The organism is Sphingomonas yabuuchiae (genome assembly GCF_014199595.1).
Lineage (GTDB): Bacteria > Pseudomonadota > Alphaproteobacteria > Sphingomonadales > Sphingomonadaceae > Sphingomonas > Sphingomonas yabuuchiae.
Map to the genome: position 1 here is coordinate 30981 of NZ_JACHNX010000017.1, position 17929 is coordinate 48909.

At 66.9% G+C, this 17929-nt stretch carries 15 protein-coding genes; 5 read left to right on the plus strand and 10 right to left on the minus strand.

Annotated features, from left to right (window positions below):
- Nucleotides 1-102 precede the first annotated feature (102 nt).
- The 6 genes from GGQ89_RS15950 to GGQ89_RS15975 form a co-directional block, all read right to left on the minus strand.
- Complete coding sequence (locus GGQ89_RS15950; RefSeq protein WP_184106390.1) at nt 103-1662, minus strand: DHA2 family efflux MFS transporter permease subunit; 1560 nt, start codon at nt 1660-1662, stop codon at nt 103-105.
- A complete protein-coding gene (locus GGQ89_RS15955) occupies nt 1662-2846 on the minus strand; it encodes an HlyD/EmrA/EmrK family protein (RefSeq protein ID WP_184106391.1) in 1185 nt (394 codons plus the stop codon). The genes GGQ89_RS15950 and GGQ89_RS15955 overlap by 1 nt, the downstream gene beginning before the upstream one ends.
- On the minus strand, nt 2843-4246 hold the full coding sequence (locus GGQ89_RS15960; protein WP_184106392.1) for an efflux transporter outer membrane subunit: 1404 nt from the start codon (nt 4244-4246) through the stop codon (nt 2843-2845). The genes GGQ89_RS15955 and GGQ89_RS15960 overlap by 4 nt, the downstream gene beginning before the upstream one ends.
- The gene (locus GGQ89_RS15965; RefSeq protein WP_184106393.1) at nt 4243-4695 is read right to left on the minus strand and encodes a MarR family winged helix-turn-helix transcriptional regulator; all 453 of its coding nucleotides are present in this window, start codon (nt 4693-4695) and stop codon (nt 4243-4245) included. The genes GGQ89_RS15960 and GGQ89_RS15965 overlap by 4 nt, the downstream gene beginning before the upstream one ends.
- A gap of 105 nt (nt 4696-4800) precedes the next feature.
- Nucleotides 4801-7317 (minus strand): glycoside hydrolase family 9 protein, encoded by a 2517-nt coding sequence (locus GGQ89_RS15970; protein WP_184106394.1) that lies wholly within the window; start codon nt 7315-7317, stop codon nt 4801-4803.
- Nucleotides 7318-7640: 323 nt separating this feature from the next.
- Nucleotides 7641-8276: a tetratricopeptide repeat protein gene (locus tag GGQ89_RS15975; RefSeq protein WP_184106395.1), complete on the minus strand. Its 636-nt coding sequence runs from the start codon at nt 8274-8276 to the stop codon at nt 7641-7643.
- A gap of 312 nt (nt 8277-8588) precedes the next feature.
- Here GGQ89_RS15975 and GGQ89_RS15980 point away from each other — a divergent pair, with 312 nt between their 5' ends.
- Entirely contained in the window at nt 8589-9266 is a 678-nt protein-coding gene (locus GGQ89_RS15980) for an Npun_F0296 family exosortase-dependent surface protein (RefSeq protein WP_184106396.1), read from the plus strand.
- Nucleotides 9267-9385: 119 nt separating this feature from the next.
- Here the strand turns inward: GGQ89_RS15980 and GGQ89_RS15985 are convergent, their stop codons facing one another.
- Nucleotides 9386-10747, minus strand: a complete 1362-nt coding sequence (locus GGQ89_RS15985) for a cation:proton antiporter (protein WP_184106397.1) — start codon at nt 10745-10747, stop codon at nt 9386-9388.
- A gap of 179 nt (nt 10748-10926) precedes the next feature.
- On the opposite strand from GGQ89_RS15985, the gene GGQ89_RS15990 reads away from it, so the two are divergent.
- The 3 genes from GGQ89_RS15990 to GGQ89_RS16000 are packed head-to-tail and all read left to right on the plus strand — an operon-like array spanning nt 10927 to nt 13135.
- The gene (locus tag GGQ89_RS15990; protein ID WP_056439612.1) at nt 10927-11160 is read left to right on the plus strand and encodes a type II toxin-antitoxin system Phd/YefM family antitoxin; all 234 of its coding nucleotides are present in this window, start codon (nt 10927-10929) and stop codon (nt 11158-11160) included.
- Complete coding sequence (locus GGQ89_RS15995) at nt 11160-11615, plus strand: PIN domain-containing protein (RefSeq protein WP_184106398.1); 456 nt, start codon at nt 11160-11162, stop codon at nt 11613-11615. The genes GGQ89_RS15990 and GGQ89_RS15995 overlap by 1 nt, the downstream gene beginning before the upstream one ends.
- Entirely contained in the window at nt 11585-13135 is a 1551-nt protein-coding gene (locus tag GGQ89_RS16000; protein WP_240456314.1) for a tryptophan halogenase family protein, read from the plus strand. Before GGQ89_RS15995 ends, GGQ89_RS16000 begins: the two co-directional genes overlap by 31 nt.
- 226 nt (nt 13136-13361) lie before the next feature.
- On the opposite strand, the gene paoC is transcribed toward GGQ89_RS16000, so the two are convergent.
- The 3 genes from paoC to paoA are packed head-to-tail and all read right to left on the minus strand — an operon-like array spanning nt 13362 to nt 17169.
- The gene (gene paoC / locus GGQ89_RS16005) at nt 13362-15572 is read right to left on the minus strand and encodes an aldehyde oxidoreductase molybdenum-binding subunit PaoC (RefSeq protein WP_184106399.1); all 2211 of its coding nucleotides are present in this window, start codon (nt 15570-15572) and stop codon (nt 13362-13364) included.
- Nucleotides 15569-16519, minus strand: a complete 951-nt coding sequence (locus GGQ89_RS16010; RefSeq protein ID WP_184106400.1) for an FAD binding domain-containing protein — start codon at nt 16517-16519, stop codon at nt 15569-15571. The genes paoC and GGQ89_RS16010 overlap by 4 nt, the downstream gene beginning before the upstream one ends.
- Nucleotides 16516-17169, minus strand: coding sequence for an aldehyde dehydrogenase iron-sulfur subunit PaoA (gene paoA / locus GGQ89_RS16015; RefSeq protein WP_221238993.1), 654 nt, complete (start codon nt 17167-17169; stop codon nt 16516-16518). Before paoA ends, GGQ89_RS16010 begins: the two co-directional genes overlap by 4 nt.
- Before the next feature lie 318 nt (nt 17170-17487).
- On the opposite strand from paoA, the gene GGQ89_RS16020 reads away from it, so the two are divergent.
- The gene (locus GGQ89_RS16020) at nt 17488-17886 is read left to right on the plus strand and encodes a hypothetical protein (protein WP_184106401.1); all 399 of its coding nucleotides are present in this window, start codon (nt 17488-17490) and stop codon (nt 17884-17886) included.
- Nucleotides 17887-17929: the final 43 nt, after the last annotated feature.

A 17929-nucleotide genomic window follows, 5' to 3' on the forward strand; every position in this document is an offset into this window, starting at 1 on the left:
CGAAGCTGGTGGAGGGGGATCGCCGCGAAGGTCGTCCCTTGAGGAAGCCCCCCTCCGTCAGGCCTGACGGCCTGCCACCTCCCCGGACCGGGGGGATCGTTATCAATCCGCCGCGATCGGACCGTCATGCGGCTTGGGTCGCCGGGTGAACCAGGTCAGCCCCGCCAGCACGATGCACAGCCACGCCGACACATAGAAGATGTCTGTCGACGCCAGCAGATAGGCCTGGCCCACCATCTGCCGCGTGACGGCGGCGGCGGCCTGGACGTCGGTCAGGCCCAGATGGTTCAGGCCGTTCTTCGCCATCTGCCACACCGGGCCTTGTCCGATCGCCTCGGACAGATGGGCCTGGTGCATCGCCTCGCGCCGGTCCCACATGGTCGTGGTCAGCGAGGCGGCGAAGCTGCCCGCCGTGATTCGCGCGAAGTTGGAGATGCCGGTCGCCGAGGGGATGCGCGCCTGCGGCACGCCGTCCAGCGCGATGGTCAGCATGGCGAGGAAGAAGGTGCTCATCGCAATGCCCTGCACCATCAGCGGCAGCACGAAGTCGCTGAAACCCGCCTGCGTATTCAGGCCCGAGCGCATCCAATAGGAGAGACCGAAGGCGGCAAAGGCGATGGTCGCCATGATCCGCGCATCGACCTTGCCCGACAGTCGCGCGACGATGGGGGTCAGCACCACCGCCACCGCCCCGCTGGGTGCGGCGACGAGTCCCGCCCAGGTCGCGGTATAGCCCAGCTGCGTCTGGAGCCAGAGCGGGAGCAGCAGCGTGTTGGCGAAGAACACCGCATAACCCAGGCAAAAGGCGAGCGTCCCGATGCTGAAGTTGCGGCCCTTGAACAGCGACAGGTCGACCGCCGGATTGGCGTCGGTCAGCTCCCAGATCAGCCAGGCAATAAAGCCGACGATCGCGATCACCGTCATCACGACGATCCGGGTCGAGTTGAACCAGTCGTCATTCTTGCCCAGGTCCAGCATCATCTGAAGCGCACCGACCCAGACGACCAGCATGATCAGCCCGACCTTGTCGATCGGCAGGTTGCGGGTCGGGGTTTCGCGGCTCGACAGCCCGCGCCAGCACACGCCCGCGCAGAACAAGCCTACGGGGACGTTGATGAGGAAGATCCAGCTCCAATGGTAATTGTCGGAGATGTATCCGCCCAGGATGGGCCCCATGATCGGCGCGACCAGCGTCGTCATCGACCAGATGCCGAGTGCGGTGGACCGCTTTTGCGGTGGGAAGATCGAGATCAGCAGCGCCTGGCTGCCCGGAATCATCGGCCCCGACACCGCGCCCTGAAGGATGCGGAAGCCGATCAGCGAGGACAGGTTCCACGCGATGCCGCACAGGAAGGAGGCTATGGTGAACAGGAAGACCGAGACGCAGAAGGTTCGCACCACCCCGAACTTGCCCATCAGCCAGCCGGTCAGCGGCACCGCCACGCCGTTCGCGACGGCAAAGGCGGTGACGACCCAGGTCGAGTTGTCCGAACTGACGCCCAGATTGCCCGCAATGGTGGGCAGCGAGACGTTGGCGATGGTCGAGTCGAGCACCTGCATGAAGGTGCCCAGCGCCAGCGCAAAGGCGACGAGCGCCAGCGCCGGGCCCTTCAACGGCGCCGGGGATGCCCCCGCGCCACCTTGAGCGGAGGCCCCGGCCATCAGCGATTGGCCGCGATGATCTGTGCGATGCGCGCCTCGATCGCTGGGTCCTTGCCATCGGTGCCGCTGGTGCTGTCGACCTGGGTCGCGGCCGAACCGATGCGGGGTCCGCGCTGGTCGGCGGTATCGACCGTGACCGTCGCCGACAGGCCGACCCGCAAGGGGTTCTGGCGCAACTCATCGGCGTTCAGGCCGATGCGCACCGGCACGCGCTGGACGATCTTGATCCAGTTGCCGCTGGCATTCTGCGGCGGCAGCAGCGCAAAGGCGTTGCCGCTGCCCGCGCCCAGGCCGATGACCTTGCCGTGATAGACGGTCTTGCCGCCGTAAATATCGGCGGTGATCGTCGCGGGCTGGCCGATGCGCAGGTCCTTGAGCTGGGTTTCGCGGAAATTGGCGTCGACCCACAGCCGGTCGAGCGGCACCACGGCCATCAACGGCGTGCCCGCCGCGACCTGCTGGCCGACCTGAACCGTACGCTGGGCGACGACGCCGCTGATCGGCGCGACGACGTGCATATGGCCACGCATGATGGCGGCGCGGCGATAGGCGGCGATGGCGGCCATCACGGCGGGGTTGGTGCCGACATCGGTGCCCTGCACGGCGGTCCGCACCTGCGCCGCCTGGGCGCGGGCGAGGGCGAGGTTCGCATTGGCGACCTTCACCGCGTCGGCGGCATGGGACAGTTCCTCGCCCGACACCGCGCCCTCGGCGGCGGCGCCCTGGCGACGCGCATAATCGGCGCGGGCGCGGGTCAGCTCGGCCTGGGCCTGGACGATGGCGGCGCCGCTCTGGTTCACCTTGGTGAAGTCGGCGCGGGTCGCGCGCACCGCGCGGGCCAGTTCGGCGGCGGCGGAGGCGAGGCCGACATCGGCCGTCGCGGGATCGAGATCGATCAGCGGCTGGCCCGCCTTCACCGTCTGGGTGTTGTCGGCATGGATGGCCAGCACCTGCCCCGGATCGCGCGCGGTGATCGCCACCACGTCACCCGCGACATAGGCGTCGTCGGTTTCTTCCTCGGGCTTGGCGAGCAGGAAGTGGAACACCGCCCAGACGATGGCGGCGATCACCACCACGACGATCAGGATGGTCAGGCCCAGACGACGCGCCTTGGGCTTGCCGCCGGTCGGCGCCTGGGTCGTCGGAGCGGCGGGGGAGGGGGTGGCGGCTTCGGTGTCGCTCATTGCGTGATACCCTGCGAAGAAGAGGAGAAGCCGCCCCCAAGGGCGACGGCCAGCGCGATGCGCGCCTGGACGGCGTTGGCGGCGAGATTGGCGTCGGCCTGATCCGACTCCAGCTGGCGGATGTCGGGATCGATCAGGCCGAGTTGGGATTGCAGCCCGCTCGACACGCGGATCGCGTTCAGGCGGCGGGTTTCGGACAGGCCGCGCGTCACCTCGGCCTGGCGCGCGCGCTCGGTGGCGACGGTGCGGCTGCGCGTGACGGCATCGGCCGCCTCACGGACGGCGCCGACGACGCGGTTGTTATAGTCGGCGGTCGCCAGGTCGAGCGCGGCGGTCGCGCCCGCCAACCCGGCGCGCAGCCGTCCGCTGTCGAAGATCGGCAGATGGATCGCCGGGCCCGCCGCCGCCGTCGCCGCATCGGCGGTGAACAAATTGCCCAGGCCGACCGCCTGGAAACCGGCCAGCGCGGTCAGGTTGATATTGGGCAGGAACGCCTTGCGCGCGACCTCCTGCCCCTTGCTCGCGGCATCGATCCGGGCGAGCGCGGCGGCGATGTCGGGGCGACGGGACAGCAGGTCGGCGGGCACGGTGGCGGGGATGGGCAAAGCGGCATCGAAGGCGAGCTTCGTCGGCGCGATGGTCGCGGGATAGTCCAGCCCGCGTCCCGCCAACGCCGCCAGGGCGTTGCGCGACAGCGCGGCCTGCGTCTCGGCGCGGGCCAGTGCCACCCGCGCCTGGGCAAGCAGGGTCTGCGCGCCGGATGCGTCGATCTGGCTGGCCAGCTGGTGCCGGATGCGCGTCTGGATCAGCCCCAGCGAGCGGGTGCGGGTCGCGATCGTCTGGCGTGCGATCGCCGCCTGCCGCTCGGCCCGGGCCAGTTCGACATAGGTCTGCGCGACCGACCCGGCCAGCGCCAGCCGCGCGGCCGTCACGTCGAGCGCGGCGGCACGGGTGTAGGCGCGGGCGGCTTCGATCGCGGCGGCCTGTCGCCCGAACAGGTCGATGGTCCAGTTCAGATTGGCTTGCGCCTGACCCAGCCACTGGGTCGTCCCCGCATAAGGGGGCGGGATGATGTAGCGGCCGGACAGCCGGTTATATTGCTCCTGCGCGTCCAGCGTCACCGAGGGGCCGTCATCGGCGCGGCGGGTGGCCAGCACCGACTCCGCCTGCCGCAACCGGGCCAGCGCGATGTCGAGCGAGGGATTGCCGCTCAGCGCGTCGCCGACGATCCGGTCGAGCTGCGCATCGCCCAAGCCCCGCCACCAGTCGGCGGCGACCAGCGGGGCCTGTGCATCGCCCAATCCCAGCGTCTCGGGCGAGGTGGCCGTGATGGCGGGATGCGCCTGCGGCACCGAACAGCCCGCCAGCAGCAGCCCGGTCAGAAAGGCGAACCGCTTCATGCCACCGTCTCCAGCTTGTTGCGCAGGCGCAGCAGGTCGCCGACAAAGCGCTCGACCTCTTGCGGAGACCAGTCGGCCAGCCATTCGTTCCACTGCCCGATGACCTTCACCTTGCAACGGGCGGTGACTTCGCGCCCCGCCTCGGTCAGCGACAGGCGAACGACACGGCGATCCTCGGTGCAGCGGCAGCGTTCGATCAGGCCGCGCTCTTCGAGCGTGTCGACGATCCGCGTCGTCGCGCCGGTGTCATGGCAGAGATGGCGGGCCAGCTCCGCCGCCGTGCCGCCCACGCCATGATGCAGCGCCATCAACGCGCTCCACTGGACATGGGTGACTTCTTCATCGGCGAAGACCGGCTCCAGGCCGATCCGGGCAAGCTGGTACACACGCTTCGTGAGATACCCGACCGAGCGTTCGGGGTCGAAGGGATCAGGCGTATCGGATGTCATATAGCTGCCATGGCAATGATTGCCTGAGCAGTCAATTCTCGTTGCGAAGATGACATGAAATTCATGAAGTTCGGGGCGGGCCGGGCGGCCCGCCCCGTGAGGCATTCAGCGCGTTTCCTTCGTCGCCTCGATCGCGGCATTGGCGGCCAGGATATAGGCCGAGGTGGTCGCGACCGTGTATTCGTTCTCGAACCACAGGAATGGCCATTCGGTCTTCAACTCGGGGAAGTCGGGCTTCACGATCAGCACGCCCGGCACTAGACCGCCGGGGATGAAGCCGTAATCGGCGCGGTTGTGGCCATAGCCGATCAGCTTGGACGCGGTGCCCACCGTCGAGACGAGCGACAGATTGTTCGCCGGATGCCGCCCCAGCACATAGTCGATGGCGTTCAGCGTATAGTCGGTGCCGATGATTTCCGGGAACGCCTTGTGCATCAGGAAGGCGGTCGAGCCGAACTCGACGACCTGATGCGATCCGGCCCAGCCGCCCTCGCTGATCGGCACGCCGAAGGGGTTCTTGGCGGCCTCTTCATCCATCTTGACCTTGGTCTGGCGGACCAGCGGGACCAAGGCGGCGCGGTACTTCGCATCCATGAACGGAAGGGCGCGTACCGCCGAGGCGCGGACCCAGGCGAAGTTCTTGGTGATGACGGGCATCAGCGCGCGCAGGCGATCGGCATAGACACGCTCGCCCTTGCTGGTGATCAGCATCTCGACGGTCGCGCCGACATTGGCGCCGTCCGCCGACCATGGCGTGCCGGAGTCGTCGCGCCCGTCGCCCGACTTGATCGGCCCCTTCTGATAGCGTCCCCACAGGATCTTGGCCGCGTCCCAGGCCTCGGCCGCCATCGTCGGATCGCTGTCCGCCAGCGCGCGGGACGCGGCGGCGAGGGCGCCTACGACCGCCAGATTGTTGGCGGGCAGATCGGTGGTGAAGGCCCAGCGATCGTCCTGCGCGCCCGACGAACCGCCATTACGCTCGCTGGTGCCGAGCGACGCGTCATAGGTCAGATTGTCGGTCTGCGACCCTGCATCGCCCAGATGGGCATATTGGCGCTGCACCGGATCGATGATGCCGACGATGGCATGGCCGAACACCTTGTACTGGGCGAGCAGTTGCAGGACGCCGTGGCGGATCTGCTGCACCGAGTCCTGCTTGCCGTCGGGCTTGCGGATCTCCACCGCGCGGGCGGCCTCGTCCACGCTCGTTTCGTCCCAGTCGAGGCCGTAAAGCTCGCGTCCCCAGGCCAGGTCGCGGACCACCTGCGCATTCTGCGGTGTCTGGATGTCGTAATCGCCCGCATCCTGAAAGCCGCCGACATTCAGGCCGGGGATATGCTCGCCCGGCTTGAACGGCGAGTCGAGGTTGGGGCCCATCTTATAGCCGTCGAAATGGACATGGTTGGGCGGTGCTTGGCGGGCATCGTCGAGATGCGAGGGGGCGGACCAGACGCGGTATTGTTCGCGAATGCCGACATGATCCATCTGCTCGGCGATGAAGGTGTCGAGCGAGGTCTGCCAGATGCGGTCATAGGCGTCGGCGGCGATACGGAACGGGTTCGTCACCTGACCGCCATAGGCAATGGCATAGATGCCGGGCTCGCGCACTTGGGAGAAGTCGAAGGCGGCGTAATTATACCGCATCCAGCGCCCGCGCGGGGCGACGGCGGCACGCAACACCGACTGGCGCGTGCCGTCTGCGGCCAGTCGGACCAGTTCCGCCTCGCCCGGCGGGGTCCCGTGCGGATCGGTTTCGATCAGCGCGACCTTGGCGCGGCCGGGCGTATAGCCCGCCTGGTTGAACGAGACGACCGGCGGGCGCACCCAGTCCTTCACGACATTGGGGCGGACATGCCAGACCACGGCATTCTCCTTCGCCCCCGCCGCGATCAGCGAGCGGACGACGAACCAGCCATTCTGTGCCCGGTTGCGCGCGTCATAAAGCGCCAGCCCGCCCGCATCCGACGTGATCGTCACGCGGGTCAGCGGGTCTTCGGGCGACAGGGTGATCGACTTGCCCCCCGAGGCCAAAGGCGTCGGATCGCCCGATCCGTCCTTGGCCATCGGGCCGGTGGGATGGCGTGGGAACAGGCCCGGCGCGGTATCCATCAGATAGGTCTTGCCGAAATAGCTGGTCGGCAGGAAATCGAGGTTGAAACCGGCCTTGCCCGCCAGCGCGGCGGGCAGCGGCTGATCGAGGTCGACGGCGATGCGAAACCCGTCGCCTTCCGCCGTCACCTTTACCCGATAGGCAAGATTCTGGTCCTTATAGGCCGAGCGGACGACGATCTGGTTGGGCTCGGTCCCGCGCGCCCGGCTGACAAAGGCGGGGACGGGGTCCCATTGCTCGGGCGTGGGGTTGAGGCGTATCGCGCCATCGGTGGCGATCCGCTCGCCATGCAGGACGATCTGGATCCCGGCATTCTTCTCGTCGAAGAAGATGGGGCTGAACTGGTTCTGGTCGACCATCACGGTCAGGCCCTGCCGCTCCAGCGTCTCGGCCGGGGTGACGGACAGCGCCGGTGCCGTACCCTGCGTCGTGACCTGTGCCTGTGCCTGCACGGCGCAGGACGCCATGATGCTCGCCGATGCCAGCAAGACGACACCCATGTGTTTCAGCATAACCCCTCCTCAATAAAGATAGCGCTATCATTTTTAATCATGGGCAGGGCGGCGAACTGTAGGGATTCAACGCCTTGTCCAAAACGCGGGGCGACGCGGTTTCCGCTTTCGCCTTGGATGCAATCTGTGCCAGCTTTGTCGATTAAACAACGAAAAAATGGCGATTTGTTCTGGGTCAACTTTTGAAGGGCGGATGGGGATGGCAAGCCATCGGGGGTGCAATTTGCGTTGCCTGTATACCGCTCACATACTCTGATGCAGATATGGAAACGGCGCGGACCGCTCTTGCCGTCCGCGCCGTCCCGAAAGTGGCAGAAGGAGCGTTACTTCTGCGATGTGTAGCGCGGTTGGACCCGGCCCGCTTCGTCGGCGGCCTGCTTGATCAGCTGGATATTGCGCTTGATCGAGGCGGCGAGGGCCGAGCGGACAGACTCGTCGGCATCGGAACCGGCAGGCACTTCGCGTAGCAGCTGGAGCCACTCGCCGATCGCCTCGTCATGCTGGCCCTTCAAATCCTTTTCCATCGCGAAATAGAAGCGCGCGCGCGCATCGCGCGGGTCGATCGCGATGGCCTTGCGGAACGCGTTCCCCGCCTCGGCGGGCAGTTCGATGCCCTGCGCCTTCGTGGTCTGCATGACCGTCTCACCCAGCGCCGACCAGGCGTTCGCCTGGTTGGGATCGATCGCCAGCGACGCACGATAGGCGGCCGCGGCCTCGTCGAACCGGCGCTTGGCGAGCAGTGCGTCGCCCAGTTCCTTCTGTGCGGCGGCGCTACCCGGCGCCTTGCTGGCGGCGGCCTGCGCGGTGGCGGGATCGGGGGCCGCCATGGGTCGCTCGACAAAGACCGGGGCCTGGGCGGCCTTCTCCGCTGGGCGCCGCAGCAGGGCACTGGCGATAAAGGCCAGGACGACCAGGACGAGCAGGATGCCTGCGATGACGAGGAGCTTGCGGCGTTTCACGATTCATCCCTGCTGATTATGTCGCCGGACCCTATCGCCCGGTATGTCCTGACACAGCGTAAAGCGCGCATGGACCGCGCGGAACCCGTCTTGTCCTGAAACATGTCGCATCAAGCCGCTGCCCCAGAACGGGATCGCTTCGGAATTTACCGGACGCGACATCGGCGCCGATATCGATAGAGTGTGGGGGACAGGGCAGATGAGTCGCCCGAAATGCCAATGGAAATATCGCTCGGTCGTGAAGGCGCGACCGAGACGGGATCACCCGTTCCGACACATGATCGGGTGCGCGGCGTAACAGGGAGTTTGATGATGGCGGCTGTGACGAAGATGATGGCAATGGCGGGTGTCATGGCTGGCGCGCTGATCGCGACGGCCGCCCATGCGGGCACGCTGTCCTCGACGCCGGGCAATGTCATGCCGACCAATCCCTCGGTCCTGATCGACTTCGACGGCACGAACGGCAACACCACCTATTCGTCGGGCTTTTCGCTGTCGGGCACCGCCGTCCTGACGACCGGCTCGGCCAATGGTTATAGCCGGCCGATGGGCGACACGACCCAGTATCTGATGGTCAATGGCGGCAAGACGGCCGAGTTGCGCACCAAGGACTATAGCTATGACGGCTTCGGTCTCTATTGGGGTTCGATCGACTCGTTCAATACGCTGGAAGTACTCGGCGCCGCCGGTAACGTCCTGAAGACGATCACGGGCCTGGACGTCATTTCGCCGACCGCCGACGTGCCGGGCACCTATTACAACGATCCGAGCCTGAACCGCTACGTCACCTATACGCTCGACAGCCTGACGGGTGAGCGCATCGCGGGCCTGCGCTTCTCCTCGGGCGATACCGCCTTCGAACTCGACAATGTCACCTTCTTCGGCGGCAAGCCGACCTCGGTCCCCGAGCCCGCCACGCTGACCCTGTTCGGCGCAGGGATCGGCGGCCTGATCGCCGCGTCGCGTCGCCGCCGCAAGAAGACCGCCTGATCCCAGGCATTCCGGCTGGTCGGTCCGACAGGATCGATCGGAGAAACGAAAAGGGCGGCCCCGGGGCCGCCCTTTTTTGTGTCCGCTACGGAAGACGGTGAAAGGCCAGCCCCGCCGGGTCAGGCGGCGGCGCCGTTCAGCGTTTCCATCTCGCCCAGCACCCGCGCTTTGCGGCCATAGACATATTCGAACAGCGGGCTGGCCATCATCGTGGTCACGATCGCCATCAGCACCAGCATCGAGAACAGGGTGGGGCCGATTATCCCCTTTTGCAGCCCGATATTGATGATGATCAGTTCCATCAGCCCGCGCGAGTTCATCAGCGCGCCGATCCCCATCGCCGTGCGATTGTCCTCGCCACAGGCGCGCGCCGCCAGATAGCAGGCGCCGAACTTGGCAGCAATCGACGCGGCCAGGATGCCGAGCGCGATCAGCAGCAGCGGCAGCGAGTTGACCATGTCCATCCGCGTGTTCAGCCCCGAATAGGTGAAGAACATCGGCAGCAGCAGGACGACGGCCAGCGGCTCGACCTTCTTCTTCAACTCGGTGACGAACAGGCCGCGCGGCATGAAGACGCCCAGGATGAAGCCGCCGAAAATGCCATGCACGCCGATCGCGTCCATGATGAAGGCGGACAGGCAGAAGGCCATTAGCGTGATCGCCAGCACGGTCGTGCTCATCTCGCCCCGTGCCTCGACCGCCCGGCCCAGCGGCGCCAGCAGGCGGCGACCGAACAGGACGAGGAAGCCGACATAGAGGAACGCTCCGCCGATTGCGAGGATCGCCACCCCGCTGCCGCCGCCGAAGGTCGCCAGCACGATCGCCAGTACGCACCAGGACGCGGCGTCGTCGAACGCGCCCGCCGCCAGCGACAAGGTGCCGAGCGGACTGTCCGCCAGCCCCCGTTCGTTGATGATCCGCGCCAGCATCGGAAAGGCGGTCAGCGCGATACAGGCGCCCAGGAACAGCGTGGCATTGGCCTGGCTGATCCCGGCCGTGAACAGGCCGGGCACCTTGAGCAGCAGGGGAGTGATCGCCACCGCGATCAGGAACGGCGCGATCACGCCCGAGGCCGACACGGCCATGGCACTGCGCGCCTTGGACTGGAAATGATCGAGGCGGAGCGTCAGCCCGACCAGGAACATGTACAGCGCCACGCCAAGCTGCGCGCCCGCATAAAGGACGTTGCGGGTTTCCTTGGGAAAGATCGCCGCCTGCAGGTCGGGAAAGAACAGGCCAAGCAGCGACGGGCCGAGCACGACACCGGCGATCATCTCGCCCACCACCGGCGGCTGGCCCAGGAACCGCTGTCCGGCCCAGCTGACGACGCGACAGGCGAACAGGATCACCGCCAATTGCAGGAAGAAATGGATGCTATAGTCGCCGGGCACATAGGTGGCGGCGGCCCCGGCGCTGGCCGGGCCATGCGGTGACAGGATGCCGCCAAAGGTCTTCCAGAAACTGTCGATCGCGTCGTTCATCGGTCTTCGCATCCCCCCTCGCGTCCGGCCTTGCGCGGTCCGGCCCAGGCGATAGCGACGCCAAGTCGCGGTGCGTTGCAACGGGATTTCTTTGGACAGGAAGCGATTGTGCCCGCCCGCTGGCAAACTGTGTTCTTGCCGCTACAAGGTAGGTACGTACCTACATATTCGAGGGGCGGATGAAGACGCTGACCAGCCGCGAGTTCAACCAGGATGTCAGCCGCGCCAAGCGCTTGGCCCGAATCGAGCCGGTGTTCATCACCGATCGCGGACGCCCCACCCATGTCCTGCTGGGCGTCGAGGCCTTTCGCCAATTGGCGCGCCAGACCGAGACGATCGTCGACCTGCTCGCGCAACCCGATGCGATGCCCGGCGAGGCGCCGCCGCCGCGCGACTGGAACCGGACGCGCTGATGTATCTGCTCGATGCCAGCGTCGTGGCCGAACTGCGCGGTGCGCGGCGGGGACAGGCCGATCCGGGGCTGGTCGACTGGGCCTCGGGCGTGCCGCGTCACGAACTGTTCCTGTCGGCGGTGACCTTGCTCGACCTTCAAGGAAACAGGGACACTGACGACTGGATTGGCGGGCAGGTCCTGCCCGCGTTCGAGGGGCGTATTCTGGCGGTCGATGTCGCGGTGGTACGACGGTCGTCGGCACTGGGTTATGCGCAGACGCGTGACGCGCTGCTGGTGGCGACGGCGCTGGTCCATGGCTTGACGCTCGTCACGCGGCATGTCGCGGCCTATAAGGTCGGGCGGCCGAAGCTGTTCTGCCCCTGGGGTTTCGTACCCGACGATATGGGCGAAGACTGGCGGCAGGCGACGAAGGGCGGTTCACAATGGTTCCGCAACCTGTTCGTGAGGATATGAACGTGGTGGAGGGGCAGGCCAGGTCGATCCTGATCGTCGGCGGCGGCACGGCGGGCTGGCTGACCGCGGCCTATCTCGCCCGCTTTCTGGGGCCTGCGACCCGCATCACCGTGCTGGAGGACCCGGCCATCGGCGCGATCGGGGTGGGTGAGGGGGCGTTCCCGACGATGCGCTCGACCCTGCGTTTCCTGGGGATCGACGAGGCGCATTTCATCCGCACGGCGGGTGCGACCTTCAAGCAGGGCATCCGTTTCGACGACTGGCGGCACGCCCCGGACGGGGGCAGGCGCCACCGCTATGTCCATCCATTCGAGCCGCCCTTCCAGGCGGATGGCGTCGACCTCGTCGCGCACTGGCTGGCGCAGGACCCGGCGACCCGTGCGCCCTTTGCCGAGGCGGTGACGATCCAGCACCGCGTCGCCGCCGCCGGGCGGGGACCGAAACAGGCGGGGGAAGGGGCGTTCGACGGGCCGCTCAGCTATGCCTATCATTTCGATGCGCATCGGCTGGTCGCGCTGCTGGCCGACCATGCCATGGGCCTGGGCGTGCGGCATCTGGAGGGCAGGCTGACCGGTGCGCAAGTGGGCGCGGACGGGCTGATCGCGCATGTCGTCACCGACCGTCAGGGCATGCTGACCGCCGACCTCTATGTCGACTGCACCGGGCAGCGGGCCGAACTCATCTCCGGTGCGCTGGGGGAGCCTCTGCTGCCGGTGCGCGACCAGCTGTTCACCAATCGCGCACTCGCCTGTCGTCTGCCCTATGATGCGGAGCGCGGACACGCCCTGCCGACCATGACCATCGCCACGGCGCATCGGGCGGGTTGGACCTGGGATATCGGGCTGGCCGAGGGGCGGGGGATCGGGACGGTCTATTCCGACGCGCATATGGATGACGAGGCCGCGATTGCGACGCTCGCCGCCTATCTGGGACAAGATCCCCACAGGCTGGAGCCGCGTTTGCTGACCTTCGAGCCGGGGTATCGCCAGCGGCCCTGGATCGGCAATTGCGTCGCGATCGGATTGGCCGGGGGCTTTCTGGAGCCGCTGGAGTCGACCGGCATCGTCCTGATCGAGGCGGCCGTCGCCATGCTGGCCGAGCTGTTTCCGCATCGCGGGCCGATCGCCGCGCCTGCCGCGCGCTTCAATACGCTGATGACCGCACGGTATCGGACGATCGTCGACTTTCTCAAGCTGCACTATTGCCTGAGCAGCCGGGACGAGCCGTTCTGGCGTGACAATGGTGCTGCCGGGACAATCTCCGACCGGCTACGGGACCTGCTGGAGCAATGGCGTTACCGGCCGCCGGGGCGGTTCGACTTCACGTTGGATGTCGAAAGCTTCGCCCATTTTAACTATCAGTATATCCTCTACGGCATGGGCTTTGCTGATGGTGAAGGTCGCCCGACCGGCGCGTCCGGCGAAGCGGAGCGGCTGTTCCGCAAGCTCCAGATGTTCGGCGACCGCGCCGTGGCGGATCTGCCGAGTCATGGTGAGTTGGTCGCGGCGATGCGGGGTTAGCGCAGGATGACGTTACATTGAACCAAGGCGAGCCCCTCCCCTTCGGGGGAGGGGTTGGGGTGGGGCCTCGCCACAGGCGGCATGCTCGCGGAAGCGCCCCACCCCCGGCCCCTCCCCTGAAGGGGAGGGGTGGGTTTATTCAGGTCATCGGATTCCATGCGAGAGGGTCCTCGCTGACAGTTTCCTTCCTTCTCGCCTGTCCAGGCGAGAAGGATCGGAGCTCGCCTCAAACGATCGCAGGCAGGCGGTCCAGATGCTTTTCCAGCGTCAGTGGATAGTCCCTGATCCGCACGCCGGTCGCGTTATAGACCGCATTCGCCACCGCCGCGCCGACGCCGCACAGGCCGAGTTCGCCGACGCCCTTGGCCTTCATCGGGTTGGCCTTGTCGTCCGCCTCTTCCAGGAAGATGACCTCCTGATGCGGAATGTCGGCATGGACGGGTACTTCATAGCCCGCCAGGTCGTGGTTGACGAAGAAGCCGAAGCGCTTGTCGACCGCCAGTTCCTCCATCAGCGCCGAGCCGACACCCATCGTCATCGCACCGATCATCTGGCTGCGCGCCGCCTTGGGGTTCAGGATTCGTCCGGCCGCGCAGACCGCGAGCATCCGACGAAGCCGTGTGACGCCGGTATAGGCATCGACCCCGACCTCGACGAAATGCGCGCCGAAGGTCGACAGCTGCCAGGTCTTGTCCAGATCGCCGAACTCGATCCGGTCCTCGGCGGTCAGCGGGCCGGAGGCGACGGCGTCGCGCAGGGCAACCGATCGATTGCCGCCCGTCACCTGGCCATCGGCGAAGTTCAGATCGGCCGAGTTGAACCCCAGCCGCTGGGCCACCGCCTCGCGCAGCTTGACGCAGGCGGCATAGACGCCCGCCGTGGCATTGGCTGCGCCGAACTGGCCGCCCGACCCGGCCGACACCGGATAGTCGCTGTCGCCCAGCCGGACATCGACCGCGTCCATCGGCACGCCCATCATCTCGGCGGCGGTCTGGGCGATGATCGTATAGCTGCCGGTGCCGATATCGGTCATGTCGGTTTCGACGACGACCCGGCCGTCCTTGTTCAGCGTGACCCGTGCGCCCGACTTCATGTTCATGTGATTGCGGAAGGCGGCGGCGACGCCCATGCCGACCAGCCAGCGTCCGTCGCGGACCTGGGCGGGCCTGGCGTTGCGTTGCGACCAGCCGAAACGCTGTGCGCCCTCCTCCAGGCAGCGGACGAGCTGGCGCTGTGAGAAGCGGCGGTCGGGCTTTTCAGGATCGACCTGGGTGTCGTTCTTCACGCGGAAGGCGACCGGGTCCATGCCCAGCTTCTCGGCCATCTCGTCCATCGCGATTTCCAGCGCCATCATGCCCGGCGCTTCGCCCGGTGCGCGCATCGCATTGCCCTCGGGCAGGTTCAGCACGGCCAGGCGCATCGCGGTCAGGCGGTTGGGACCGGCATAGAGCAGCTTGGTCTGATTGACCGCCGTCTCGGGGCCGCCGCCGGGCTGGTCGCCCGATCCGCTTTCATGCGCGATCGCTTGGATCGCACCATCCTTGGTCGCGCCGATGCGGATGCGCTGCGTCGTGGCGGGGCGATGGGTGGCGTTGTTGGCCATCAGCGGCCGCTGCATCGCCACCTTGACCGGCCGCCCGACCGCCTTCGCGCCCAGCGCCGCCATGACGGCATCGGTACGCAGGAACAGCTTTCCGCCAAACCCGCCGCCGACATAAGGCGAGATCAGCCGCACCTTTTCCTTGGGCATGCCCAACGTCTTGGCGAGGTCGCCGCGCCCCCAGGCGATCATCTGGTTCGACGTCCAGACCGTCAGCTGGTCCCCCTCCCAGATCGCGAGCGAGGCGAAGGGCTCCATCATCGCATGGCTGTGATCGGGGGTGGTGTATTCGGCATCGAGCTTCACCGGCGCGGCACCGAAGGCGCTTTCGAACGATCCGGTCCGGTCTTCCTTGCCGGGCTTGCCCTCTTCGCCGCCGGTCAGCGGCGCGGTCTTCAGCGCTTCGTCCAGGTCATACTGGCCCTTGGCGCGATCATAGTCGATCCGCACCAGCCCGGCGGCGGCGCGCGCCTGTTCGAAGCTCTCGGCGATGACGATGGCGACGGCCTGGTGATAATGGTCGATCTCCGGCCCGCCGAGCAGCTTGGCCGTGTTGAAATTGCCCTTGTTCAGCTTGCCCGCCTCGGCGGCGGTGACGATGCCCAGCACGCCCGGCGCGCCGCGTGCATCGTCGAGGTTCATCGATCGGATGCGCCCCTTGGCGATGGCCGCGCCGATGATCCAGCCATAGGCGGCGTTGGGTGCCTCGGCATGGCGTTCATAGGCATAGGCTGCGGTGCCGGTGGTCTTGCGCGGGCCGTCGATCCGGTCGTGCGGGCGACCGACCACGGTCATGCGGTCGATGGGATTGGCGCTGGCTGGCTCGGTGAATTTCATGCGGTCCTCACCTGGCTGATGGCGGCCGCCAGCGTCCGTTCGACGAGCGGCACCTTATATTCGTTATCCTTGGTCGGGCGGGCATCGGCGAGCAGGCCCGCCGTCACCGCCTTGGCCCCCTGCGGCATCGCAGCCTCCGCCGCTTCGACCCGCCAAGGCTTGTGCGCGACGCCGCCGACCGCGACCCGGCCCGAGCCGTCCTTCTGGACGATCGCCGCGACCGACACGAGCGCGAAGGCATAGGAGGCGCGATCGCGCACCTTCTCATAGATATGGGTGCCGCCGACCGGGCGGGGCAGGGTGACGGCGGTGATCAACTCGCCGGGCTGGAGCGCGGTTTCGATATGCGGCGTATTGCCGGGCAGGCGGTGGAAATCGGCCATGGGGATCGCACGGGTCCGGCCCTCCGGATTCACCGTCTCGACCACTGCGTCCAGCACCCGCATCGCGACGTTCATGTCGCTGGGGTTGGTGGCGATGCAGTCGCTGCTGGTGCCGACGATCGCCAATTGGCGCGAATAGCCCCCGATAGCGCTGCACCCGCTGCCGGGCTTGCGTTTGTTGCACGCCATATTGGTGTCGTAGAAATAGGGGCAGCGCGTCCGTTGGAGCAGATTGCCCGCCGTCGTCGCCTTGTTGCGTAGCTGCCCGCTCGCCCCCGCGACGATCGCGCGGGACAGGACGCCGTAATCGCGCCGCACGCGTTCGTCGGCGGCCAGCGCGGTGTTGGTGACGAACGCGCCGATGCGCAGGCCGCCGTCCTTCGTCTTCTCGATCCGGTCGAGCTTCAGTTCCTGCACGTCGATCAGATGGGTCGGCGTCTCGACCTCGATCTTCATCAGGTCGAGCAGGTTGGTGCCGCCCGCGAGGAACTTGGCGCCCGGCTTGTTCGCCGCGCGTGCTGCCGCAACGGCGTCTTTTGCACGTTCGTAGGTGAAGGGCTTCATGCCTTGGCTCCCGCGACGTCAGCCCCAGCCACTTCGCCCATGGCGTCGGCGATGTTGGAATAGGCGCCGCAGCGGCAAATATTGCCGCTCATCCGCTCGCGCATCTCCATGCCGGACGCCTGGGGCTTGGCGGTGAGGTCGGCCTGGACATGGCTGGGCACGCCGCGCTTGATCTCGTCGAGCACCGCTACCGCCGAGCAGATCTGGCCGGGCGTGCAGTATCCGCACTGATATCCGTCATGGCGCACGAACGCGGCCTGCATCGGGTGGAGCTTCTCGGGCGTGCCGAGCCCCTCGATGGTGGTGATACTGTCGCCGTCATGCTGGAGCGCCAGGGAAAGGCAGCTGTTGATCCGCTCTCCATTGACCAGCACGGTGCACGCGCCGCACTGGCCATGGTCGCAGCCCTTCTTGGTGCCGGTCAGGTGCAGATGTTCGCGCAAGCTGTCGAGCAGGGTCGTACGCGGATCGAGCGACAGGGTGCGTGGCTTGCCGTTGACCTTCAGCGTCACGGGCATGGCGGGGGGATCGGCGGGCATGGTGCTCCTCTGGGTCTGTGCCTCGGCCGGGGCGGAGGCGGCCATCGCGGTGGCCGCGCCTCCGACAATCATGCCGCGTCGCGACACGGTAAATTCACTGCTGTCCGCCAATGTCCCGGCTCCCTTGCACCCTGTCCAGATCCTTATCCAACCGCTGGCGCATACACCGCTGGCTGACATTTTGTTCATAACGCACGTAAGCGGTTTTGGTGGCGAGGTGAAATTATCATAGGATATAAATCTTTGCGCCCGCCAACGGGGCGTACCGCGCGCCAGAAATCCGAAGACGCCACATGCCGGGCGTGGTAGCACCGCGCATCGCCGGTTTGACGACCGCAAGCGCTGGCGGCTGAGAGACCCTTGTGCTCCCGCTTGTCGCGACGGAGCCGCCCGGATGCACTATTTGTCCCGTCTTAAGGGCGTGCCCCGTTGATCGTCCGGTTGCCGGGCAACGCGGCGGAGCAGGACCGGGCTTATCATGCGCTGATGACCGGCATCGGTGTGCTGGAGAGGCGGATCGCGCCGCTCTGGGCGGTGGAGGCGTCGGCCTTGTCGAACCGGCATCGCCATGTCCGGGCGCGGGTGACGGCGAACGGCCTGCGCGAGCTGGACGTGCTGCTGGCCCATTGGGTCGGACTGGTTGCGTCTCGGCCCGTTCGCATGGCGGATATCGGCGACTGGCGCGAACAGGAGGAAGAGGATGTGGGGCGCTATGACCGCGGCTTCACCGTCATGGACATCACCCGGCTGGCGGAGGACTATCGGCTGGCCGCGCCGATGCCGTGTCCGCCCGACATGGCGTCGGCGGATCGCGGGCTGGCCGCTTGAAGCGCCCATCCGATAGGCGTTGATCGGGCGCGCCGTCCGTTGC